At 68.2% G+C, this 22,841-nt stretch carries 16 protein-coding genes and 3 rRNA genes; 11 read left to right on the top strand and 8 right to left on the bottom strand.

Annotated elements, in window-relative coordinates:
• On the bottom strand, positions 1–690 hold the full coding sequence (gene mtrA, locus OOK34_RS16490) for a two-component system response regulator MtrA (RefSeq protein ID WP_189747360.1): 690 nt from the start codon (positions 688–690) through the stop codon (positions 1–3).
• A 233-nt stretch (positions 691–923) separates the two neighbouring features.
• Here mtrA and OOK34_RS16485 point away from each other — a divergent pair, with 233 nt between their 5' ends.
• Genes OOK34_RS16485 through OOK34_RS16460 form a run of 6 tightly spaced genes read left to right on the top strand, consistent with a single transcriptional unit; the run spans position 924 to position 7,109 of the window.
• A complete protein-coding gene (locus OOK34_RS16485) occupies positions 924–2,186 on the top strand; it encodes a hypothetical protein (protein WP_267034632.1) in 1,263 nt (420 codons plus the stop codon).
• A gap of 7 nt (positions 2,187–2,193) precedes the next feature.
• On the top strand, positions 2,194–2,874 hold the full coding sequence (locus OOK34_RS16480) for a DUF4129 domain-containing protein (protein WP_267034631.1): 681 nt from the start codon (positions 2,194–2,196) through the stop codon (positions 2,872–2,874).
• A complete protein-coding gene (locus tag OOK34_RS16475; protein WP_267034630.1) occupies positions 2,871–4,235 on the top strand; it encodes a DUF4350 domain-containing protein in 1,365 nt (454 codons plus the stop codon). The genes OOK34_RS16480 and OOK34_RS16475 overlap by 4 nt, the downstream gene beginning before the upstream one ends.
• Positions 4,232–5,194 carry a MoxR family ATPase gene (locus OOK34_RS16470; protein WP_267034629.1) on the top strand — a complete coding sequence of 321 codons (963 nt, stop codon included), beginning with the start codon at positions 4,232–4,234 and terminating at the stop codon, positions 5,192–5,194. Before OOK34_RS16475 ends, OOK34_RS16470 begins: the two co-directional genes overlap by 4 nt.
• The gene (locus OOK34_RS16465) at positions 5,194–6,504 is read left to right on the top strand and encodes a DUF58 domain-containing protein (protein WP_267034628.1); all 1,311 of its coding nucleotides are present in this window, start codon (positions 5,194–5,196) and stop codon (positions 6,502–6,504) included. The genes OOK34_RS16470 and OOK34_RS16465 overlap by 1 nt, the downstream gene beginning before the upstream one ends.
• 38 nt (positions 6,505–6,542) lie before the next feature.
• Positions 6,543–7,109 carry a DinB family protein gene (locus OOK34_RS16460; protein ID WP_267034627.1) on the top strand — a complete coding sequence of 189 codons (567 nt, stop codon included), beginning with the start codon at positions 6,543–6,545 and terminating at the stop codon, positions 7,107–7,109.
• Between the two features lie 78 nt (positions 7,110–7,187).
• Here the strand turns inward: OOK34_RS16460 and rrf are convergent.
• The 4 genes from rrf to OOK34_RS16440 form a co-directional block, all read right to left on the bottom strand.
• Positions 7,188–7,305: ribosomal RNA gene (gene rrf, locus OOK34_RS16455) — 5S ribosomal RNA — on the bottom strand.
• A gap of 73 nt (positions 7,306–7,378) precedes the next feature.
• Positions 7,379–10,502, bottom strand: a 23S ribosomal RNA gene (locus tag OOK34_RS16450).
• 287 nt (positions 10,503–10,789) lie between these two features.
• Positions 10,790–12,314, bottom strand: a 16S ribosomal RNA gene (locus tag OOK34_RS16445).
• Together the 16S, 23S and 5S rRNA genes form the textbook arrangement of a ribosomal RNA operon.
• Positions 12,315–12,904: 590 nt before the next feature.
• Positions 12,905–13,912 (bottom strand): stage II sporulation protein M, encoded by a 1,008-nt coding sequence (locus OOK34_RS16440; protein ID WP_267034626.1) that lies wholly within the window; start codon positions 13,910–13,912, stop codon positions 12,905–12,907.
• A gap of 111 nt (positions 13,913–14,023) precedes the next feature.
• Between OOK34_RS16440 and OOK34_RS16435 the strand changes: the two genes are divergently transcribed.
• Positions 14,024–14,941 (top strand): RDD family protein, encoded by a 918-nt coding sequence (locus tag OOK34_RS16435; RefSeq protein ID WP_267034625.1) that lies wholly within the window; start codon positions 14,024–14,026, stop codon positions 14,939–14,941.
• On the opposite strand, the gene OOK34_RS16430 is transcribed toward OOK34_RS16435, so the two are convergent.
• Both OOK34_RS16430 and ahcY read right to left on the bottom strand, forming a co-directional pair.
• The gene (locus OOK34_RS16430; protein WP_267034624.1) at positions 14,938–15,570 is read right to left on the bottom strand and encodes a hypothetical protein; all 633 of its coding nucleotides are present in this window, start codon (positions 15,568–15,570) and stop codon (positions 14,938–14,940) included. The two genes, OOK34_RS16435 and OOK34_RS16430, sit on opposite strands and share 4 nt — an antisense overlap.
• A 97-nt stretch (positions 15,571–15,667) precedes the next feature.
• Positions 15,668–17,104 (bottom strand): adenosylhomocysteinase, encoded by a 1,437-nt coding sequence (ahcY, locus tag OOK34_RS16425; protein ID WP_267034623.1) that lies wholly within the window; start codon positions 17,102–17,104, stop codon positions 15,668–15,670.
• Positions 17,105–17,445: 341 nt separating this feature from the next.
• Between ahcY and OOK34_RS16420 the strand changes: the two genes are divergently transcribed.
• Positions 17,446–19,494, top strand: coding sequence for a fructose-specific PTS transporter subunit EIIC (locus tag OOK34_RS16420; RefSeq protein WP_323183428.1), 2,049 nt, complete (start codon positions 17,446–17,448; stop codon positions 19,492–19,494).
• Positions 19,495–19,667: 173 nt separating this feature from the next.
• The gene (gene lepB / locus OOK34_RS16415) at positions 19,668–20,405 is read left to right on the top strand and encodes a signal peptidase I (RefSeq protein WP_267034622.1); all 738 of its coding nucleotides are present in this window, start codon (positions 19,668–19,670) and stop codon (positions 20,403–20,405) included.
• 69 nt (positions 20,406–20,474) lie between these two features.
• Here lepB and OOK34_RS16410 read toward each other — a convergent pair whose 3' ends face one another.
• A complete protein-coding gene (locus tag OOK34_RS16410; protein WP_267034621.1) occupies positions 20,475–21,410 on the bottom strand; it encodes a cation diffusion facilitator family transporter in 936 nt (311 codons plus the stop codon).
• Positions 21,411–21,684: 274 nt separating this feature from the next.
• Here OOK34_RS16410 and OOK34_RS16405 point away from each other — a divergent pair, with 274 nt between their 5' ends.
• On the top strand, positions 21,685–22,374 hold the full coding sequence (locus tag OOK34_RS16405; RefSeq protein ID WP_267034620.1) for a transposase: 690 nt from the start codon (positions 21,685–21,687) through the stop codon (positions 22,372–22,374).
• Entirely contained in the window at positions 22,374–22,826 is a 453-nt protein-coding gene (locus OOK34_RS16400) for a transposase (protein ID WP_267034619.1), read from the top strand. The genes OOK34_RS16405 and OOK34_RS16400 overlap by 1 nt, the downstream gene beginning before the upstream one ends.
• Positions 22,827–22,841 lie beyond the last annotated feature (15 nt).

The following is a 22,841-nucleotide window of genomic DNA, read 5'->3' as shown; positions in this document are numbered from 1 at the left end:
TCAGCTCGGTCCGGCCTTGTAGCCGACACCGCGCACCGTCACGACGATCTCGGGGCGCTCCGGGTCCTTCTCGACCTTGGAGCGCAGGCGCTGCACATGCACGTTGACCAGGCGGGTGTCCGCCGCGTGCCGGTAGCCCCAGACCTGCTCCAGCAGCACCTCACGGGTGAAGACCTGCCAGGGCTTGCGGGCGAGCGCGACCAGCAGGTCGAACTCGAGCGGGGTCAGGGCGATGGAGGCACCGTCGCGCTTGACCGAGTGCCCGGCCACGTCGATGACCAGGTCACCGATGGCCAGCTGCTCGGGCGCGGGCTCCTCCGACCGGCGCAGACGGGCCCGGATGCGGGCCACCAGCTCCTTCGGCTTGAACGGCTTGACGATGTAGTCGTCGGCCCCGGATTCCAGGCCCACGACCACGTCAACCGTGTCACTCTTGGCGGTGAGCATGACAATAGGCACGCCCGACTCGGCCCGGATCAGCCTGCACACCTCTATGCCGTCCCTGCCGGGCAGCATGAGGTCGAGCAGCACGAGGTCCGGCTTGGCCTCCCTGAAGGCAGCCAATGCCTTGTCACCGTCTGCTACGAACGACGGCTCAAAACCTTCTCCACGCAACACAATGCCGAGCATCTCGGCCAGTGCGGTGTCGTCGTCGACGACAAGGACGCGTCCCTTCATGGTTGACATCATCCCATTAGCTAATCGTTACCCGGCGGTGAGCTGTCCCACAGCCAAAAGGGCTGGAAATCGCCCCTCGGACCTGCGTGGTGATCAGGACGACCAGTCTGCCCCGGATCGGCGCGACAATTGAAGGGCGAGCGGCCCGGGATCCGGGGGACGGCCGGTCCGTTCCCCGCACCCCCATGGCACGATGGCAGCCGACCAGCGCGCCCGCCACGGCAGGTGCACGTGAAGGAGCGACGATGAACGACTCTCCGGGCTGGGCCACGCCCGGATCCCCGTCCGACGGCCGGGGCTCCGACGCCGACCGGCCGGCCGCTCAGCCGTCCGCACAGCCCGCACAGCCCGCTCAGCCGTCCGACCCGGGCTCCGGCTCCGGCGACAGCAAGTGGTCCGCCGCCCAGCCGCCGGCCGGCCAGTGGTCCAGCCCCGCGGCGGGCCAGACCCCGCCGCCGGCCGTGCCCCCGCAGCAGCAGGCCCCCGGCTGGGGAACGCAGCCCGCGCCCGGCAGCCCGTACCAGTACCCCGGCGGCTGGGGCGGCCCGCCGCCCGCCGCCAAGCCCGGCGTGATCCCCCTGCGCCCCCTGGGCCTGGGCGAGATCCTCGACGGCGCGGTCGGCACCCTGCGCGGCCACTGGCGCTCGGTGCTCTCCGTCAGCCTGGTCGTCGCCGCGCTGTCCCAGCTCGGCCTGCTCCTCGCCCAGCGCGCCTGGCTGGCCGAGCTCCCGGTCGCCGACGAGGACCTCACCCCCTCGCAGGCCGTCGAGGTCATGGGCAACACCGCGCTCGTCTACGCCGTCCAGTACTACCTGGAGATCCTCGGGCTCGTCCTGGTCACCGCCCTCCTCGCGCCCGTCGTCAGCCGCGCGGTCCTCGGCCAGGCCTCGACCGTCTCCGGCACGCTGAAGGCCGTACGCCCGCTGGCCCCGCGCATGCTCGCCCTGACCGCCCTGATGCTCCTGGGCGCCATCGCCGCCGTCCTGCTCCCCACGCTCCCCGGCATCCTCGCGGGCAGCGCCGTCCTGACCGCCCTCGGCATCCCCGTCGGCTTCGTGCTCCTGGCCTGGTTCTACGTGACCTTCGTGCTGGCCCCGCCCGCACTGATGCTGGAGCGCGGCTCGGCGGTCGCCGCCCTCAAGCGCTCCGCCAAGCTGGTCAAGGGCTCCTGGTGGCGCATCTGCGGCATCAGCCTGCTGACCTGGCTGATCCGGACCATCACCGCCATGGTCATCGTGATGCCCTTCGCCGGCCTCGCCCTGTTCGCGGCCCCCGAAGGCCTCTCCGGCCTGCTCGACGGCTCCGCCACCCGCAGCTGGACCTTCCTGATCATCAGCGCCATCGGCGGGGTCATCGGGGCCACCGTCACCGTGCCGATGCAGACGGGCGTCACCACCCTCCTCTACATCGACCAGCGCATCCGCCGCGAGGCCCTCGACCTGGAGCTCGCCCGCGCCGCCGGCATGGACGGATACGCCACCACCGCCACCGAACGGCCCGGAGGCTGACGCACCGATGAGCACGGGGGGACTCATCACCACCGGCGCCACGGCCCTGCTGCCCGGCGCCGAGACACCACCGCTGACCACCCCGCGCGACGCCGCCCGCGAGGCGGCCGAACGCGAGCTGGCCAAGCCCGCCTACCACCAGGACGACCCGGGGCTCCTCCAGCGCGCCCTGGACCGCTTCTGGGAGTGGCTGGGCGAGTTCTTCGACCGCGCCTCCGGAGCCACCCCCGGCGGCGGGTTCGGCCTCCTCGCCATCGCCGTACTGGTGGTCCTGGTCATCGGCGCCCTCTGGTGGCGGCTCGGCACCCCCCGCCGCACCGCCACCGGCGCCGGCACCCTCTTCGACGAGGGCCCGCGCAGCGCCGCCGACCACCGCGCCGCCGCCGACGCCCACGCCGCGGCGGGCCGCTGGAACGAAGCCGTCCAGGAACGCATGCGCGCCATCGTCCGCTCCCTCGAGGAACGCACCCTCCTCGACCCCCGCCCCGGCCGCACCGCCGACGAGGCCGCGGCCGAAGCCGCCCTCTCCCTCCCCGGCCACGCCGGGGACCTGCGCGCCGCCGCCCGCACCTTCGACGACGTCACCTACGGCGGCCGCACCGCCGACCCCGACACGTACGCCCGCCTGCGCACCCTCGACCTCACCCTGGAACGCGCCAAGCCGCTCCTGACGGGACCCACCGCATGACCGGCCCCACGTCCCGGCCCCCGGCCGACAGCACCCCGCACCCGGCCCCGGCGGCCGCGGTCGACGCCCCGCCGCACCCGGCCCCGGCGGCCCCGGACACGACCGGCACCCACGGAACCGATGGCGCCCCCACTCCCCCGCCCCACCAGGGCAAAGACAACGACCGGAGCGCCACCACCCCCGGAACCTCCACCGCCCTCACCGGCGCCCAGCTCTGGACCCGCGCCCGCGGCCTGCTCCTCGGCCTCGGCATCCTCCTCGCCGCCGCCGTCGCCCTGGCCGGCCTCCAGGCGGGCGACCACCACGGCCGCCTCGACCCCCGCTCCGCCGACCGCGACGGCAGCCGCGCCCTCGCCCAGCTCCTCAAGGAGCGCGGCGTCACCACCCGCGTGGTCACCAACGCCGACGAGGCCGCCGCCGCGGCCGGCCCCCGCACCACCCTGCTCGTCACCGACCCCGACCTGCTCGGCGAACCCCAGCGACGCGCCATCCGCTCCGCCATCGACCTCTCCGGCGGCCGCACCGTCCTGATCGCCCCCAGCGGCCTCAGCCTCCCCGACCTGGCCCCCGCCACCCGCACGAAGTCCTTCGCCCACCAGAACGACCTCGACCCCGGCTGCGCCCTGCCCGCAGCCACCACCGCCGGCCGCGCCGGCACCGGCGACGGCCTGCGCTACACCACCGACCGCCCCGGGGCCACCGCCTGCTACCCCAGCGACGGCCACCCCACCCTCCTCGTGCTCCCCAGCACCACCAAGGGCGGCGACACCGTCCTCCTCGGCTCCGAACGGATCCTGCTCAACCAGCGGCTCGCCGAACAGGGCAACGCCTCCCTCGCCCTCCAGCTCCTCGGCTCCCGCCCCGACCTCGTCTGGTACCTGCCCACCCTCGCGGACATGCCCGCCGACGGCCCCGCCGAGGAGAAGAGCCTCCTCGACCTCGTCCCCGCCGGCTGGCTGTGGGCCCTGCTCCAGCTGTTCGTCGCCGCCGCCCTCGCCGCCCTCTGGCGCGCCCGCCGCCTCGGCCCTCTCGTCACCGAGAACCTGCCCGTCGCCATCCGCGCCTCCGAGACCACCGAGGGCCGCGCCCGCCTCTACCGCAAGGCCTCCGCCCGCGACCGCGCCGCCACCGTGCTGCGCACCGCCGCCCGCGAACGCCTCGCCGCACTGGTCGGCGTACCGCCCGCCCAGGCCCACGACCCCGCAACCCTGGTCCCCGCCGTCTCCGCCCGCCTGCCCCAGACCGCGGCCGGACACGACGCGGCCACCACCCTCTTCGGCACCACCCCCGCCGACGACGCGGCACTCGTCGCGCTCGCCGACCACCTCGACGCCCTCGAAAGAGAGGTCCGCACCTCATGACGGCCACCACGGACAGCGCCCGCTCCTCCCTGGAAGCGCTCCGCACCGAGATCGGAAAGGCCGTGGTCGGCCAGGACTCCGCCGTCACCGGTCTCGTCGTAGCCCTCCTGTGCCGCGGCCACGTCCTCCTCGAAGGCGTCCCCGGCGTCGCGAAGACCCTCCTCGTACGCGCCCTCGCGGCCTCCCTCTCCCTCGACACCAAGCGCGTCCAGTTCACCCCCGACCTGATGCCGAGCGACGTCACCGGCTCCCTCGTCTACGACGCCCGCACCGCCGAGTTCTCCTTCCAGGACGGCCCCGTCTTCACCAACCTCCTCCTCGCGGACGAGATCAACCGCACGCCCCCCAAGACCCAGTCCTCCCTCCTCGAAGCGATGGAGGAACGCCAGGTCACCGTCGACGGCACCCCGCGGAAGCTCCCCGAGCCCTTCCTCGTCGCCGCCACCATGAACCCGGTCGAGTACGAGGGCACCTACCCCCTGCCCGAAGCCCAGCTGGACCGCTTCCTCCTCAAGCTCACCGTTCCCCTCCCCTCCCGCGAGGACGAGATCGGCGTCCTGACCCGGCACGCCGCCGGCTTCAACCCGCGCGACCTGCACGCCGCCGGCATCCGCCCGGTCGCCGGCGCCCAGGAGCTCGAGGCCGCCCGCAAGGCCGTCGAGGAGACCACCGTCTCCCCCGAGATCACCGCCTACGTCGTCGACATCTGCCGCGCCACCCGCGAATCGCCGTCCCTCACCCTCGGCGTCTCCCCCCGCGGCGCGACCGCCCTCCTGGCCACCGCCCGCGCCTGGGCCTGGCTCACCGGCCGCGACTACGTCACCCCCGACGACGTGAAGGCCCTCGCCCTGCCCACCCTGCGCCACCGCGTGCAGCTGCGCCCGGAAGCCGAGATGGAGGGCGTCACCTCCGACTCGGTCATCTCGGCGATCCTCACCCACGTCCCCGTCCCCCGCTGATGGCCCTCACCGGACGCGCCGCCCTGCTGGCGGCCCTCGGCAGCCTCCCCGTCGGCATCCTCGAACCGAGCTGGACGGGCCTCCTCGCGGTCAACGGCCCCCTCGCCCTGGCCTGCGCCCTCGACTGCGCCCTCGCAGCACCCGTACGGACCCTGCGGCTCACCCGCTCGGGTGACACCGCGGTCCGCCTCGGCGAGAGCGCGGACGTCCACCTCACGGTCACCAACCCCCACGCCCGCAAGCTCCGCGCCCGCGTCCGCGACGCCTGGCCCCCCAGCAGCTGGCGCCCCGGCACCGAAACGGCCGCCTCCCGCCACGACCTGACCGTCCCCGCCGGCGAACGCCGCCGCCTCACGACCCGCCTGCGCCCCACCCGGCGCGGCGACCGCAAGGCCGCGCTCGTCACCGTCCGCTCGTACGGCCCCCTCGGCCTGTGGGCCCGCCAGGGCAACCACACCGTCCCCTGGACGGTCCGGGTCCTGCCGCCCTTCACCAGCCGCAAGCACCTCCCCTCGCGCCTCGCGCGCCTGCGCGAACTCGACGGCCGTACGAGCCTGCTGACCCGCGGCGAGGGCACCGAGTTCGACAGCCTGCGCGACTACGTCCCCGGCGACGACACCCGCTCCATCGACTGGCGGGCCACCGCCCGCCGCCCCAAGGTCGCCGTCCGCACCTGGCGCCCGGAACGCGACCGGCACATCCTGATCTGCCTGGACACCGGCCGCACCTCGGCGGGCCGCGTCGGCGACGCCCCCCGCCTGGACTCCGCCATGGACGCCGCCCTGCTCCTGGCCGCCCTGGCCACCCGCGCCGGCGACCGCGTGGACCTCCTGGCCCACGACCGCCGCCCCCGCGCCCAGGTCCAGGGCCGCTCGGCCGCCGACACCCTCCCGGCCTTCGTGAACGCCATGGCCGGCCTCGAACCCGAACTGGTCGAGACGGACTCCCGCACCCTGGTCTCCACCATCCTCCGCAGCGCCCCGCGCCGGTCCCTGGTGGTCCTCCTGACGAGCCTGGACGCGGCGCCCATCGAAGAGGGCCTGCTCCCGCTACTCCCCCGCCTCACGCAGCGCCACACGGTCGTCCTGGCCTCGGTGGCCGACCCCCACATCGCGGCCATGGCCGCGTCCCGCAGCTCCCTCGACGCCGTCTACGAGGCCGCGGCCGCCACCCAGACCCAGTCCCAGCGCCACCGCACCGCAGAGCAGCTCACCCGCCACGGCGTCCACGTGGTCGACGCCACCCCCGACACCCTGGCCCCGTCCCTGGCCGACGCCTACCTCGCCCTGAAAGCCGCCGGCCGCCTCTAGCAAGAACTCGGTAGCGAGCCGGGCCGTCACAGACGACCATGGGCCGCATGAGTGATCAACCCGCGCGATGGACCCAGGCGACCGTCTACCCCGACATGTGGACGGACCCGGACGACGACCCCCGCAACAACGAGAACAGTCCCGAGGGCGAGCTCGCGACGCTTCACGACTTCCTGACGAACTACCGCATCACCTTCCGCATGAAGTGCGAGGGCCTGGACGCGGAACAACTGGCCCGCCGCTCGGTCCCGCCGTCGACCATGTCCCTGCTCGGCCTGGTCCGGCACCTCGCCGAGGTGGAACGGGACTGGCGCAACTGGATCACCGACGCCGACCCGCTCACCAAGCTGTACGGGAAGCGCGACGCGGACTTCGACGAAGCCGTCGCCGATCCGGCCGTGGTCGAGGCCGCGTACGCCGACCTGGAGCGCGAGCAGGCCGAAACCGACGCCGCGCTGGCCGAGCACCCGGACCTGGGCGAGCGGGTGGGCAAGGACGGCATCGCGATCCGAGAACTGCTGGTCCACAGGGTCGAGGAGTACGCCCGCCACTGCGGCCACGCCGACCTCCTGCGCGAATGCGTCGACGGCAGAGTGGGCCAGTAAGGCTTAAGGCCGGCCTACAAGACCCCTAAACGCAGAAAAGCCCCGCACCATAAGGTGCGGGGCTTTCCCACAATGATTGTTCGGCGGCGTCCTACTCTCCCACAGGGTCCCCCCTGCAGTACCATCGGCGCTGAAAGGCTTAGCTTCCGGGTTCGGAATGTAAACCGGGCGTTTCCCTAACGCTATGACCACCGAAACACTATGAAGTTAACCAACCGGGCATAAACACGGTCGTTACTTCAGAACTAACACAGTGGACGCGAGCAACTGAGGACAAGCCCTCGGCCTATTAGTACCAGTCAGCTCCACCCGTTACCGGGCTTCCACATCTGGCCTATCAACCCAGTCGTCTACTGGGAGCCTTACCCTCTCAAGGAGGTGGGAATACTCATCTTGAAGCAGGCTTCCCGCTTAGATGCTTTCAGCGGTTATCCCTCCCGAACGTAGCCAACCAGCCATGCCCTTGGCAGGACAACTGGCACACCAGAGGTTCGTCCGTCCCGGTCCTCTCGTACTAGGGACAGCCCTTCTCAATATTCCTACGCGCACAGCGGATAGGGACCGAACTGTCTCACGACGTTCTAAACCCAGCTCGCGTACCGCTTTAATGGGCGAACAGCCCAACCCTTGGGACCGACTCCAGCCCCAGGATGCGACGAGCCGACATCGAGGTGCCAAACCATCCCGTCGATATGGACTCTTGGGGAAGATCAGCCTGTTATCCCCGGGGTACCTTTTATCCGTTGAGCGACGGCGCTTCCACAAGCCACCGCCGGATCACTAGTCCCGACTTTCGTCCCTGCTCGACCCGTCGGTCTCACAGTCAAGCTCCCTTGTGCACTTACACTCAACACCTGATTGCCAACCAGGCTGAGGGAACCTTTGGGCGCCTCCGTTACCCTTTGGGAGGCAACCGCCCCAGTTAAACTACCCATCAGACACTGTCCCTGATCCGGATCACGGACCGAGGTTAGACATCCAGCACGACCAGAGTGGTATTTCAACGGCGACTCCACCATGACTGGCGTCACGGCTTCAAAGTCTCCCACCTATCCTACACAAGCCGAACCGAACACCAATATCAAACTGTAGTAAAGGTCCCGGGGTCTTTCCGTCCTGCTGCGCGAAACGAGCATCTTTACTCGTAGTGCAATTTCACCGGGCCTATGGTTGAGACAGTCGAGAAGTCGTTACGCCATTCGTGCAGGTCGGAACTTACCCGACAAGGAATTTCGCTACCTTAGGATGGTTATAGTTACCACCGCCGTTTACTGGCGCTTAAGTTCTCAGCTTCGCAACCCCGAAAGGTCACTAACCGGTCCCCTTAACGTTCCAGCACCGGGCAGGCGTCAGTCCGTATACATCGCCTTACGGCTTCGCACGGACCTGTGTTTTTAGTAAACAGTCGCTTCTCGCTGGTCTCTGCGGCCACCCCCAGCTCAGGAAGCAAGTTCCTTCACCAGTGATGGCCCCCCTTCTCCCGAAGTTACGGGGGCATTTTGCCGAGTTCCTTAACCATAGTTCACCCGAACGCCTCGGTATTCTCTACCTGACCACCTGAGTCGGTTTAGGGTACGGGCCGCCATGAAACTCGCTAGAGGCTTTTCTCGACAGCATAGGATCATCCACTTCACCACAATCGGCTCGGCATCAGGTCTCAGCCTTATATGAGGGACGGATTTGCCTACCCCTCGGCCTACACCCTTACCCCGGGACAACCACCGCCCGGGCTGGACTACCTTCCTGCGTCACCCCATCGCTTACCTACTACCACCTTGGATCGCCGGCTCCACCACTTTCCTTTCCCCGAAGGGTCCGGAACGGCTTCACGGGCTTAGCATCAGAGGATTCGATATTGGGCGTTTCAAAGCGGGTACCGGAATATCAACCGGTTGTCCATCGACTACGCCTGTCGGCCTCGCCTTAGGTCCCGACTTACCCTGGGCAGATCAGCTTGACCCAGGAACCCTTAGTCAATCGGCGCACACGTTTCTCACGTGTGTATCGCTACTCATGCCTGCATTCTCACTCGTGAACCGTCCACAACTAGCTTCCGCTGCTGCTTCACCCGGCACACGACGCTCCCCTACCCATCACAGCGGGCGTTGGCCCTATTGCTGCAATGACACGACTTCGGCGGTACGCTTGAGCCCCGCTACATTGTCGGCGCGGAATCACTTGACCAGTGAGCTATTACGCACTCTTTCAAGGGTGGCTGCTTCTAAGCCAACCTCCTGGTTGTCTCTGCGACTCCACATCCTTTCCCACTTAGCGTACGCTTAGGGGCCTTAGTCGATGCTCTGGGCTGTTTCCCTCTCGACCATGGAGCTTATCCCCCACAGTCTCACTGCCGTGCTCTCACTTACCGGCATTCGGAGTTTGGCTAAGGTCAGTAACCCGGTAGGGCCCATCGCCTATCCAGTGCTCTACCTCCGGCAAGAAACACACGACGCTGCACCTAAATGCATTTCGGGGAGAACCAGCTATCACGGAGTTTGATTGGCCTTTCACCCCTAACCACAGGTCATCCCCCAGGTTTTCAACCCTGGTGGGTTCGGTCCTCCACGAAGTCTTACCTCCGCTTCAACCTGCCCATGGCTAGATCACTCCGCTTCGGGTCTAGAGCGTGCAACTCAATCGCCCTATTCGGACTCGCTTTCGCTACGGCTTCCCCACACGGGTTAACCTCGCTACACACCGCTAACTCGCAGGCTCATTCTTCAAAAGGCACGCAGTCACGACCCATTGGGTAAACCCAATGAGCGACGCTCCCACGGCTTGTAGGCACACGGTTTCAGGTACTATTTCACTCCGCTCCCGCGGTACTTTTCACCATTCCCTCACGGTACTATCCGCTATCGGTCACCAGGGAATATTTAGGCTTAGCGGGTGGTCCCGCCAGATTCACACGGGATTTCTCGGGCCCCGTGCTACTTGGGAGATTCTTAAGCAAGCCGCTGATGTTTCGTCTACGGGGGTCTTACCCTCTACGCCGGACCTTTCGCATGTCCTTCGACTACATCAACGGTTTCTGACTCGCCGACCGGCCGGCAGACCGATCAAAAGAATTCCCACAACCCCGCATGCGCAACCCCTGCCGGGTATCACACGCATACGGTTTGGCCTCATCCGGTTTCGCTCGCCACTACTCCCGGAATCACGGTTGTTTTCTCTTCCTGAGGGTACTGAGATGTTTCACTTCCCCTCGTTCCCTCCACATGCCCTATGTGTTCAGGCATGGGTGACAGCCCATGACGACTGCCGGGTTTCCCCATTCGGACACCCCCGGATCAAAGCTCAGTTGGCAGCTCCCCGGGGCCTATCGCGGCCTCTCACGTCCTTCATCGGTTCCTGGTGCCAAGGCATCCACCGTGCGCCCTTAAAAACTTGGCCACAGATGCTCGCGTCCACTGTGTAGTTCTCAAGCAACGACCAGCCACCCATCACCCTGCACCTCGAAAGGAACAAGTTCACTGGGGCCGGCATCGCGAAGATAAGACCTTACGGCCGTACCCTCAGATACCCAACAACGTGCCAGGCACGACCCTCCATCAGTGAGTCACTTTCCACGCCGAAGCAGTACTCGTGATCCATCTGGAAGACCGTGCCAAATAATCAACGTTCCACCCATGAGCTGACCGTGCAGAACATTTGTCTGCAATCGGTACTGTGCTCCTTAGAAAGGAGGTGATCCAGCCGCACCTTCCGGTACGGCTACCTTGTTACGACTTCGTCCCAATCGCCAGTCCCACCTTCGACAGCTCCCTCCCTTACGGGTTGGGCCACCGGCTTCGGGTGTTACCGACTTTCGTGACGTGACGGGCGGTGTGTACAAGGCCCGGGAACGTATTCACCGCAGCAATGCTGATCTGCGATTACTAGCAACTCCAACTTCATGGGGTCGAGTTGCAGACCCCAATCCGAACTGAGACCGGCTTTTTGAGATTCGCTCCACCTCACGGTATCGCAGCTCATTGTACCGGCCATTGTAGCACGTGTGCAGCCCAAGACATAAGGGGCATGATGACTTGACGTCGTCCCCACCTTCCTCCGAGTTGACCCCGGCGGTCTCCTGTGAGTCCCCATCACCCCGAAGGGCATGCTGGCAACACAGGACAAGGGTTGCGCTCGTTGCGGGACTTAACCCAACATCTCACGACACGAGCTGACGACAGCCATGCACCACCTGTATACCGACCACAAGGGGGGCACTATCTCTAATGCTTTCCGGTATATGTCAAGCCTTGGTAAGGTTCTTCGCGTTGCGTCGAATTAAGCCACATGCTCCGCTGCTTGTGCGGGCCCCCGTCAATTCCTTTGAGTTTTAGCCTTGCGGCCGTACTCCCCAGGCGGGGAACTTAATGCGTTAGCTGCGGCACCGACGACGTGGAATGTCGCCAACACCTAGTTCCCAACGTTTACGGCGTGGACTACCAGGGTATCTAATCCTGTTCGCTCCCCACGCTTTCGCTCCTCAGCGTCAGTAATGGCCCAGAGATCCGCCTTCGCCACCGGTGTTCCTCCTGATATCTGCGCATTTCACCGCTACACCAGGAATTCCGATCTCCCCTACCACACTCTAGCTAGCCCGTATCGAATGCAGACCCGAGGTTAAGCCTCGGGCTTTCACATCCGACGTGACAAGCCGCCTACGAGCTCTTTACGCCCAATAATTCCGGACAACGCTTGCGCCCTACGTATTACCGCGGCTGCTGGCACGTAGTTAGCCGGCGCTTCTTCTGCAGGTACCGTCACTTTCGCTTCTTCCCTGCTGAAAGAGGTTTACAACCCGAAGGCCGTCATCCCTCACGCGGCGTCGCTGCATCAGGCTTTCGCCCATTGTGCAATATTCCCCACTGCTGCCTCCCGTAGGAGTCTGGGCCGTGTCTCAGTCCCAGTGTGGCCGGTCGCCCTCTCAGGCCGGCTACCCGTCGTCGCCTTGGTGGGCCATTACCCCACCAACAAGCTGATAGGCCGCGGGCTCATCCTTCACCGCCGGAGCTTTCAACCCCCGCCCATGCAGGCAGGAGTGGTATCCGGTATTAGACCCCGTTTCCAGGGCTTGTCCCAGAGTGAAGGGCAGATTGCCCACGTGTTACTCACCCGTTCGCCACTAATCCACCCCGAAGGGCTTCATCGTTCGACTTGCATGTGTTAAGCACGCCGCCAGCGTTCGTCCTGAGCCAGGATCAAACTCTCCATGAATGTTTACCGGTAATCCGGTGCACACACACGTTGAGCGGGCACGTCATGTCGGAATAAGACCGACGCGCCACAACGTCCTCGCTGTGTTTGTTGCCTACGAGTACCCGAAGGCCCCGCAGGTCTTTTTCAAAGGAACCTCATCCACCAAAGTGGACGGGGTATCAACTTCTGGCGTTGATTTTTGGCACGCTGTTGAGTTCTCAAGGAACGGACGCTTCCTTTGTACTCACCCTCGCGGGCTTTCCTCCGGGCTTTCGTTCTGTTCTTGCGTTTCCGACTCTATCAGACTCTTTCGTGTCCGATTTCCTCGGCGCCTTCGAGGTTCTACGCTTTCGCGCTTTCCCTTTCCGGCGGTTCCGACTCTATCAGAAGTTTTCCACCGGATTTCCCGGCTTCAGATTCCTGCAATGAAGAGTCGACTGCGCCCCAGTGGAATTCAATTCCGTTGGGGGCGAGAGAGATTTTAAACCATCGCTGCCGAACTTGTCCAGTTCGAGGCAACCGTTCGAATCTACCTCCCCACAGCCGCCGTGTCAACGGTGTCTGCGGGACGACGAGGAGACTAGCAGCTCAGAGGGCTTGTACGCACATCACGCCGCGGTCGGCAGTGTCGCCGTACGGTCCGCTTCCTCCACGTCGCCCACCTCGCCGGCGCGGGAGGCCCGGCCGCCCAGGACGTAGACGTAGACGAGGAAGGCGGCCTCGGCGACGACGCCGATGGTGATGCGGGCCCAGGTGGGGAGCCCCGACGGGGTCACGAAGCCCTCGATCAGGCCGGAGACGAAGAGGACCAGGGCCAGGCCGATGGCCATGCCGAGAGCGGCGCGGCCCTGTTCGGCGAGGGCCGTGCGGCGGGTTCGGGGGCCCGGGTCGATGACCGTCCAGCCCAGGCGCAGGCCCGTACCGGCGGCGACGAAGACCGCGGTCAGTTCGAGCAGGCCGTGCGGAAGGATCAGGCCGAGGAAGACGTCCAGGCGGCCGGCGGAGGTCATCAGCCCGAGGCCGACGCCGAGGTTGGCCATGTTCAGGAAGAGGATCCAGAGCACCGGGAGGCCCAGGAAGGCGCCGAGGACGAGGCAGACGGCTGCGGCCTGGGCGTTGTTCGTCCAGACCTGGGCCGCGAAGGAGGCCGCCGGGTGGCTGGAGTAGTACGTCTCGTACTGACCGCCCGGCTTCGTCAGCTCCTTGAGGTGGTCCGGGGCGGCTATGGCGCTCTGGACCTCGGGGTGCGTGGCTATCCACCAGCCGATGAGCACGCCGAGGGCCGTGGAGAGCAGCGCGGTGGGTATCCACCAGCGGCGGCTGCGGTAGACGGCGGCCGGGAAGCCCTCGGTGAAGAAGCGGGCCGCGTCGCGCCAGCCGGCGCGGCGGGTCCCCGTGACGGTGGAGCGGGCGCGGGCTACGAGCTGGGTGAGGCGGCCCGTGAGCATCGGGTCGGGGGCGCTCGACTGGATCAGGGAGAGGTGGGTGGAGGTGCGCTGGTAGAGGGCGACGAGTTCGTCGGCCTCCGCCCCGGTGAGCCGGCGGCCGCGGCCGAGGAGCTGCTCCAGGCGGGCCCACTCCGTCTGGTGGGCCGCCACGAAGACGTCGAGATCCATCCGGTTACCGCTCCCCTGCCCCTGGCCACCCGATACGGCTTACTTCTCCTGCGGTCAGCTTGGCAGACTGGAGTGGACAGGGGCGGGTCAGGTCGGGGAAAGGTGCACTCGGTGAGCGATCTGGTGACGGGGGACGCGGTCGTCCTGGGTCTGCGGCCGGCGCGGCTGCCGAGCCGGGCGCTGGCGGTCCTGCTCGACCTGCTCGTGTACTTCACCGGGTACGTGGTGGTGTCCATCGCACTGCTCTACGCGACCGCCGATCTCGATGACGCCGCCCAGGCCGCCGTGACGGTGGCGAGCTTCCTGCTGGTGCTGGTCGGCGTGCCGATCGCGGTGGAGACGCTGAGCCACGGCCGTTCGCTGGGGAAGCTGGCGTGCGGGCTGCGGGTGGTGCGGGAGGACGGCGGGCCGATCCGGTTCCGGCACGCGCTGGTGCGCGGGGCCATGGGGGTCGTGGAGCTGCTGATGACCTTCGGGGCGGTCGCGTGCATCGCCTCGCTGATGTCGGAGCGGGGGCGGCGGCTCGGGGACGTGTTCGCGGGGACCCTGGTGATCCGGGAGCGGGTGCCGGGGGCGCGGGTGATGCCGGTGCCCGCGCCGCCGCCGTGGCTGGCGGGGCGGTTCGCCGCGCTGGACCTGTCGGCGGTGCCGGACGGTCTGTGGCTGGCGATCCGCCAGTACCTGACGCGGATGAACCAGCTGGATCCGCACACGGGTGCCGCGATGGCCGCGCGGCTCGCGGACGATGTGGTGGCCCGGACGGGGACGCCGCCGCCGGCCGGGGTGCCGGCTGCCGCGTTCCTGATGGCGGTGGTCCACGAGCGGCAGTCCCGGGATGCCGCCCGGGCCTTCACCGCGCACGCGGCGGGACGGGCGCCGGCAGCGGCAGCGGCTCCCGTGGCTGCGCCGATGCCCATGCCCATGCCGATGCCCGTGCCGACGGCCGTGCCGATGGCCGCGCCCGCTCCGGCGCACGTGGCGCCCGTAGAGCCGCCCGCGCGCGGGACCGGCTTCGCTCCGCCGGCCTAGTCTTCGGCGCCGGGGTCCGCGAAGGACGACGGCGGGGTTTCCAGGTGTTCGAGTTCGATGCCGGGGGCCGAGAGGACCACGTCTCCCGCGATGTGGATGGTGTGGACCTCGCCCGTGTCGAGGGCGGTGACCTGGTACTCGTCCACCACGAGCGGGCCGCTGTCGGTGGAGTGCTCGGCGCGTGAGCGAAGGGCCCAGGCCTGGTCGACCGTACGGGGGGCGAGGACCGGGTCGGTGAGGGCGACGAGCCGGACGCGGGTCGCGGGGGCACCGGGGGTCAGGCGCAGCAGGCGGGCCGTCGCGATGAGGAAGGCCGGGGAGGTGCCGGTGAAGCCGGGGGCGGCGACGTTGCCCTCGGTGGCCTCGGCGCCGGTGGGGTCGGTACGGACCCAGGTGACTCCGTCGATGGCGGCGCCGCGGACCTGCCAGCTCGACGCGTTGAGTTCGAGGCGGATGGGGCGGCCGAGTTCGTCGATGGCCAGGTCGACGGAGCCGCGGTGGTCGCCGTTCGGGGCGGTCAGCTGGGAGACGTAGCGCCAGCCGCTCGGGCCGGGGGCGCAGTGGAAGTGCTCCTCGCCGAGGGGGGTGTGGTCGTGCGGGTCGTGGAGCGAGTAGCGGCCGCGGGGCATGGGGTCCGGAGTCCTCGGGTCGGGTACGGGGCAGGCCCCCGGCGGAGTGCCGGGGGCCTGGCTCGGTGCGGTGGGTCCGCTCGGTGATCCGTGGGGATCAGTAGCGGTAGTGGTCCGGCTTGTACGGGCCCTCGACCGCGACGCCGATGTAGGCGGCCTGCTCCGGGCGCAGGGTGGTCAGCCTGACGCCCAGGGCGTCGAGGTGGAGGCGGGCGACCTTCTCGTCGAGGTGCTTGGGGAGCACGTAGACGTCGGTCGGGTACTCGGACGGCTTCGTGAAGAGCTCGATCTGGGCCAGGGTCTGGTCCGCGAAGGAGTTCGACATGACGAAGGACGGGTGGCCGGTCGCGTTGCCCAGGTTGAGGAGGCGGCCCTCGGAGAGGACGATCAGGACCTTGCCGTCGGGGAACTTCCAGGTGTGGACCTGGGGCTTGACCTCGTCCTTGACGATGCCGTCGATCTTGGCCAGGCCGGCCATGTCGATCTCGTTGTCGAAGTGGCCGATGTTGCCGACGATCGCCTGGTGCTTCATCTTGGCCATGTCCGAGGCCATGATGATGTCCTTGTTGCCCGTGGTCGTGATGAAGATGTCGGCGATCTCCACGACGTCGTCCAGGGTGGCGACCTGGTAGCCGTCCATGGCGGCCTGGAGGGCGCAGATCGGGTCGATCTCGGTGACGATGACGCGGGCGCCCTGGCCGCGCAGGGACTCGGCGCAGCCCTTGCCGACGTCGCCGTAACCGCAGACCACCGCGACCTTGCCGCCGATCAGGACGTCGGTGGCGCGGTTGATGCCGTCGATCAGGGAGTGGCGGCAGCCGTACTTGTTGTCGAACTTCGACTTGGTGACGGCGTCGTTCACGTTGATCGCCGGGAAGAGCAGGGTGCCCTCGGCCATCATCTCGTAGAGGCGGTGGACGCCGGTGGTGGTCTCCTCGGTCACGCCGCGGATCTCGGACGCGAGCTGCGTCCACTTCTGCGGGGACTCGCCCAGGGTGCGGTTGAGGAGCGTGAGGATGTGGGCGTACTCCTCGGAGTCCGCGGTGGACGGGTCCGGGGCCGCGCCGGCCTTCTCGAACTCGACGCCCTTGTGGACGAGCAGGGTGGCGTCACCACCGTCGTCGAGGATCATGTTCGGGCCGCCGGTGGGGGTGTTCGGCCAGGTCAGCGCCTGCTCCGTGCACCACCAGTACTCCTCCAGCGTCTCGCCCTTCCAGGCGAAGACCGGGACGCCCTGCGGGTTCTCCGGGGTGCCGTTCGGGCCGACGGCGATGGCGGCGGCCGCGTGGTCCTGGGTGGAGAAGATGTTGCAGGAGGCCCAGCGGACGTCGGCGCCGAGGGCGACCAGGGTCTCGATCAGCACGGCCGTCTGCACGGTCATGTGCAGGGAGCCGGTGATCCGGGCGCCGGCCAGCGGCTGCGTCGCGGCGTACTCCTTGCGGATCGACATCAGACCCGGCATCTCGTGCTCGGCCAGGGTGATCTCCTTGCGGCCGAAGACGGCAAGGGAAAGGTCGGCGACCTTGAAGTCCATGGGTGCTGCTCCTCATGGTTCGAGAGGTGGGTACGGCTGAGCCGTGCACGGCGAACCGGTGCACTGAGCACAGTCCGTCGAGGGCCCTCTCTCCCCTCGGCCGGTCACGAGGACCGCCCGACCGCCATCAGCAGCGACGCCTGACACTGATGACGAATCTACACCGATCGGCCCAGCGGACCCCAGTGGGGAGGGGGACAAGTCGCGCCTCGTTTTCGGGCCTTCCGGCGGAGTGTTCGGGGCCTTTCGGACTTTTGATCCACCTCTTGTGTGTTGCAGGATGCCGGTGGATCGGGTCCGCGCGCGATCGCGCGCGGACTATCGGCGCGAAGGAGATTCCAGTGACCAGTCCAGCCGGCCCTCCCGGTGACGGCGGCCCGAGCGGCCACAAGCGCCTGAAGCTGCTCGCCGTCACGGCGTGCCCCACGGGGATCGCGCACACCTACATGGCCGCGGAGAAGCTCCAGCAGGCCGCCGCCGAGCTCGGCGTGGACATGAAGGTGGAGACCCAGGGCTCCATCGGGGCCGAGAACGTGCTCTCTGACAACGATGTCAGGGAGGCGGACGGGATCATCATCGCCGCCGACAAGGAGGTCGACCGCGAGCGCTTCGCCGGCAAGCGGGTCCTGTCCACCGGGGTCGCCGACGGCATCCACAAGCCGAAGGAACTGATCGAGCGCGTGCAGAGCGCGCCGGTGCAGACGGGCACGGCCGGCCCGGCGGGCGGCGGGGGCGGCGCGGGCGGCGGCAAGGAGCGCAGCCTCGCGTACAAGGCGCTGATGAACGGTGTCTCGTACATGATCCCGTTCGTGGTGGTGGGCGGTCTGCTGATCGCCATCGCGCTGGCCCTGGGCGGTCACGCCACGGCCGAGGGGTACGCGGTCACGCCGGGCACCTTCTGGGACCACGTCTTCCAGATCGGCGTCCTGGGCTTCACCCTGATGATCCCGATCCTGTCCGGCTACATCGCGTACGCCATCGGCGACCGGCCGGCGCTGGTGCCCGGCATGATCGGCGGCTTCATCGCGAACACCGGGGCGCTCTACGACTCGAAGTCGGGCGCGGGCTTCATCGGCGCGATTGTGACGGGCTTCCTGGCGGGCTACCTGGTCCTGTGGATCAAGAAGGTCAAGGTCCCCAAGGTCGTCCAGCCGATCATGCCGATCATCGTGATCCCGATCGTGGCGACGACCGCGCTCGGCCTGTTCTTCATCTACGTCATCGGCAAGCCGATCTCGTGGGTCTTCGAGAGCCTGACCGGCTGGCTGTCGGGCATGACCGGCACCAGCGCGATCCTGCTCGGCGCGCTGCTCGGCCTGATGATCGCCTTCGACATGGGCGGCCCGGTCAACAAGACGGCGTTCCTCTTCGGTACGGGGCTCATCGCCTCCGGGAACTACGCGGTCATGGGCATGTGCGCGGCGGCCATCCCGGTCATGCCGCTCGGCCAGGGCCTGGCGACGGTGCTGCGCCGCAAGCTGTACTCGGAGCAGGAGCGCGACACGGGCATGGCGGCGATGTTCATGGGCATGTTCGGCATCTCCGAGGGTGCGATCCCCTTCGCGGCGGCGCGGCCGGCGATCGTCATCCCGGCGAACATGCTGGGCGGCGCGGTGGCCGGTGCGGTCGCCGGTGTGGCGGGCGTGGGCGACCACGTGCCGCACGGCGGTCCGATCGTGGCTGCGTTGGGTGCCATCAGCGGCTGGGTCTGGTTCCTGATCGCGATCGCCATCGGCACGGTGGTGACCGCGCTGACGACCAACGCGCTGATCGAGATCAAGGAGCGGCGGGGCGGGAAGGCCGCCGCGCCGGTCGTGACGGGGGCGGCGGAGCCCGTGCTCGCCGGTGTGGGTGCCGGGGCCGGGGCGGGCGGGACGGCCGTGCTGACGAAGGCGGCCCCCGCCGCCGCTCCCGGCGGCGGGGACGGGGAGCCGGAGGTGCTGTCCGGGTACCTGACCGAGCGGACCGTCAAGACGGAGCTGGCCTCGGACACCAAGGAGGCGGCGATCCGCGAAATGGCCGGGATGCTGGCCTCCACCGGGCACGTCCGGGACGTCGAGGAGCTCGTACGGGTGGCGCTCGCCCGGGAGGCGCAGGGCACGACCGGGCTCGGCGAGTCGATCGCGATCCCGCACGCCAAGACCGACGCGGTCACCCGGCCCACGGTCGGCTTCGCCCGGTCCGGTGAGGGCATCGAGTGGGGCTCGCTGGACGGTACGAAGGCCCGGCTGGTCTTCATGATCGCGGTGCCGGAGGCCGCCGCCGGTGACGAGCACCTGCGGATCCTGGCGCTGCTGTCGCGCAAGCTGATGGACGGGGACTTCCGGGCGCGGCTCCAGTGCGCACCGGACGAGCGGGCCGTCCTCGAGGTGCTGCGCGAGATCCACTAGCCGTCTCCGCCGCGCGCACGCCGCCGGGTCCCGTACCGCAGTCGTGCGGGGTCCGGCGGCGTGCGCGCGGTGTCCGAATCGGTATCTGCCCGCATGGCGCACCAGGGCCCCGGCGGCATGGGCGGCTGCCGCGTCGACCTACGATGCAAGGCAGGTACATCGGAAGGGACAAAATGGAACACAGGCCAGGACGCGGACGCGGGATCGCGGCGATCGTCCTGCTGGTGCTCGGAGCGGTCATCCTCGGTGGGGTGACGGTGGCGAAGGCCGTGGCCCCGCCGGCTCGCTACACGGAGGGCAAGGCGGTCGGCTGGCAGATGGCGCCGACCTACACCAACGGGGAGAGCATCTACCTGGAGCCGGTCGCCAAGGGCGGGCTGCGGCGGGGTGACATCGTCCTCGCCTCCGTTCCGTGGTCCCTGCAGAAGACCCAGATGAACCGCGTCATCGCCGTGGGCGGAGACCGCATCCGGTACAAGCCGAGCAGCAAGATCACCGGCCAGTACCGCCTGGTCCTGAACGGCGAGCCGCTGGACGAGCCGTACCTGGAGCAGTGGAAGAACCCGTCGGCGGTGGCCTTCGACGTGAAGGTGCCCAAGGGCTACGTCTTTCTGATGGCCGACAACCGGATGAACTCCGACGGCTCGCAGTACGCGAACAACGGGCCGGTCCCGGCGGCCAAGGTCGCCTCGAAGGTCGTGGCGTACCCGATGGCGAAGCTGGCCGTGTGGGGGCAGCTGGCCGGTGTCCTGGTGGTGGTCGTCGGCGGTGTGCTCGGTTTCGTGGCCCGGCGGGCGCGCAAGCGGGCCCCTGAGGCCGTTCCCGCCGACCGGAGCGTCCCGGAGGCGCGGCCGGCCGCCGCCGAGGCGGGCGCGGCCGCGCCCGGTGAGCGCGCGGACGTGCAGTCGTAACGGACGAAGGACGTACGGAGGCCCCCGCAGCCGGTGAGCTGCGGGGGCCTTCGCGTGCGCGTGTGCCGGTCAGCGGCCGTCGGCCTGGGCGGCCTCGGGGTTGTAGATGTCCGGCTCCAGGTAGATCACGCGGGCGATCGGGACGGCCGCGCGGATGCGGGCCTCGGCGGCGTTGATGGCGTTCGCCACCTCCGTGGCCGTGTCGTCGCCCTGGACGGCGATCTTGGCGGCGACGAGGAGTTCCTCGGGGCCGAGGTGCAGGGTCCGCATGTGGATGACGCGGGTGACGGTGTCCCCGTCGACGAGCGCGGCCTTGATCTTCTCGACCTCGTCGGTGCCGGCGGCCTCGCCCAGGAGCAGGGACTTGGTCTCCAGGGCCAGTACGACGGCGATGACGATCAGCAGGATGCCGATGCAGAGCGTGCCGATGCCGTCCCAGACGCCGTTGCCGGTGATCAGGGCCAGGCCGACGCCGCCGAGGGCGAGGACCAGGCCGACGAGCGCGCCGAGGTCTTCCAGCAGGACCACGGGGAGTTCGGGGGCCTTGGCGCTCTTGATGAACTGGCCCCAGCTCTGGCTGCCCCGGGTTTCGTTCGACTCCTTGATCGCGGTGCGGAAGGAGAAGCCCTCCGCGACGATCGCGAAGGCGAGCACGCCGACGGGCCAGTACCAGGCCTCGATCTCGTGCGGGTCGTGGATCTTCTCGTAGCCCTCGTAGATGGCGAACATGCCGCCGACGGTGAAGAGCACGATGGAGACGAGGAAGGCGTAGATGTAGCGTTCCCGCCCGTACCCGAAGGGGTGTTGGGGGGTCGCCTCGCGCTGCGCCTTCTTCCCGCCGAGGAGCAGCAGCCCCTGGTTTCCGGAGTCGGCCACCGAGTGGACGCTTTCCGCGAGCATCGACGAGGAGCCGCTGAAGAGGAATGCCACGAACTTGGCTACAGCGATGGCGAGGTTGGCGGCGAGTGCCGCCACGATCGCCTTGGTACCGCCCGACGCGCTCATGGGTGCTGGGTGTCCTTCCTGGCCACTGACTACGGTCGCACATTGTTGCAGCTGCACGTCTGGTTGACGTGGCGCATCGGGCTCTGGCCCGCGGGTGCTCACGGAACCCGCTGAAGGTATCGCCCTGTCCTCACCGACTCGAAATGCGCATTGGTGGGCACTTGTGTCGACTTCCGGTCGCGAACCCCACGTTCGAGTGCACCACGACAGCGCAATGTCGGTCTATTTCCGGTCTCGCCCTGTATCGGTGACACGTCGTCGGCACGATAGGGACATGAAGGCTGACATGGGGCGCAGGTACCGTGCGTACCCCACCACGGTCCAGGATCAGGTCCTGACCAGGTGGGGACACACGGCGCGAGCCCTGTGGAATGTTGCTCTGGAACAGCGGGTGTATCTGTGGGAGCAGCGCAGGTACACCCTGCGGTCGGCCGAGCAGTGCAAGTACCTGACCGCCGCCCGTGCAGACTTGGGCTGGATCAAAGACCTGCCCGCGCAGGCGGGGCAGCAGATCCTGCGTCAGCTGGACCAGGCCTACGACAACTTCTGGAACTCGAACCTACGAGCCGGATTTCCGAGGCGGAAAAAGCGCGGCCACCGCCTCTCGGTCTCGCTCCCTGGCCAAGCGGTGGAAGTCCGCAAGGTCAACCGCAAATGGGCCGAGGTGCGTCTTCCCAGGCTCGGATGGCTGCGCTTCAGGCTCTCCCGGGGGATCGGGGGAACGATCCGAAACGCAACCGTCTCCCGGGACGCCGGTGGCTGGCACATCTCCTTCGGTGTTCACACCGGACGTCAGCCTGGGGTGCCGAACGGGAAGCCCTCGTGCGGGGTGGACTTCGGCGTCACCGCCTCCGCGTTCGTCTCCACCGAAACCACGCCCCGCTCCATGCCGTCGACACTCACCCCCAACGAACGCAAGCGACTCAAAGCACTGGAGCAGCGCAGGGCGCGGCAGCTCACCTAATGATCGGCATCGAGGACCTGCGCGTGAAGAACATGACCAAGACCGCGAAGGGCAGCGTCGAGACGCCAGGGAAGAAGGTCCGGGCCAAGGCCTGCCTGAACCGGGCCATCCTCGATGGCACCCCGGGCGAACGACGGCGGCAACTCGAGTACAAGACCCGCATATACGGGTCCGTCCTCGTCGCCGTGCCGCCGTTCCACACCTCCCAGACCTGCGCCGCCTGCGGCCTGGTCGATCCCCAATCCCGTCAGGGATGCGGCCGGCTGTTCGCCTGCACCCGCTGCGGGCACGAAGACGACGCCGACCACAACGCCTCGGTCGAGATCGAGGCCCGAGCCCGCCGGACGAGTGGCTCGGACATCAACAGCACGCGCAGCACCAGAACGGTGCGAGTCCCGGCCGACGGTCGGCGGCGGTTGCGTGAAGCCCCGGCGCCCGCCCAGGCGAGCTGAGGGGAATCGCCTCCA

The sequence above is a fragment of the Streptomyces sp. NBC_00091 genome, from assembly GCF_026343185.1.
Lineage (GTDB): Bacteria > Actinomycetota > Actinomycetes > Streptomycetales > Streptomycetaceae > Streptomyces.
The sequence above is the reverse complement of the archived record's forward strand: the minus strand, read 5'-3'. Positions and strand labels throughout refer to the sequence as shown.

What these genes read in the sequence shown, in the direction of transcription:
- mtrA (WP_189747360.1), bottom strand. Translation starts at nt 690, where the DNA reads ATGATGTCAACCATGAAGGGACGCGTCCTTGTCGTCGACGACGACACC.
- OOK34_RS16485 (WP_267034632.1), top strand. Translation starts at nt 924, where the DNA reads ATGAACGACTCTCCGGGCTGGGCCACGCCCGGATCCCCGTCCGACGGC.
- OOK34_RS16480 (WP_267034631.1), top strand. Translation starts at nt 2,194, where the DNA reads ATGAGCACGGGGGGACTCATCACCACCGGCGCCACGGCCCTGCTGCCC.
- OOK34_RS16475 (WP_267034630.1), top strand. Translation starts at nt 2,871, where the DNA reads ATGACCGGCCCCACGTCCCGGCCCCCGGCCGACAGCACCCCGCACCCG.
- OOK34_RS16470 (WP_267034629.1), top strand. Translation starts at nt 4,232, where the DNA reads ATGACGGCCACCACGGACAGCGCCCGCTCCTCCCTGGAAGCGCTCCGC.
- OOK34_RS16465 (WP_267034628.1), top strand. Translation starts at nt 5,194, where the DNA reads ATGGCCCTCACCGGACGCGCCGCCCTGCTGGCGGCCCTCGGCAGCCTC.
- OOK34_RS16460 (WP_267034627.1), top strand. Translation starts at nt 6,543, where the DNA reads ATGGGCCGCATGAGTGATCAACCCGCGCGATGGACCCAGGCGACCGTC.
- OOK34_RS16440 (WP_267034626.1), bottom strand. Translation starts at nt 13,912, where the DNA reads ATGGATCTCGACGTCTTCGTGGCGGCCCACCAGACGGAGTGGGCCCGC.
- OOK34_RS16430 (WP_267034624.1), bottom strand. Translation starts at nt 15,570, where the DNA reads ATGCCCCGCGGCCGCTACTCGCTCCACGACCCGCACGACCACACCCCC.
- ahcY (WP_267034623.1), bottom strand. Translation starts at nt 17,104, where the DNA reads ATGGACTTCAAGGTCGCCGACCTTTCCCTTGCCGTCTTCGGCCGCAAG.
- lepB (WP_267034622.1), top strand. Translation starts at nt 19,668, where the DNA reads ATGGAACACAGGCCAGGACGCGGACGCGGGATCGCGGCGATCGTCCTG.
- OOK34_RS16410 (WP_267034621.1), bottom strand. Translation starts at nt 21,410, where the DNA reads ATGAGCGCGTCGGGCGGTACCAAGGCGATCGTGGCGGCACTCGCCGCC.
- OOK34_RS16405 (WP_267034620.1), top strand. Translation starts at nt 21,685, where the DNA reads ATGAAGGCTGACATGGGGCGCAGGTACCGTGCGTACCCCACCACGGTC.
- OOK34_RS16400 (WP_267034619.1), top strand. Translation starts at nt 22,374, where the DNA reads ATGATCGGCATCGAGGACCTGCGCGTGAAGAACATGACCAAGACCGCG.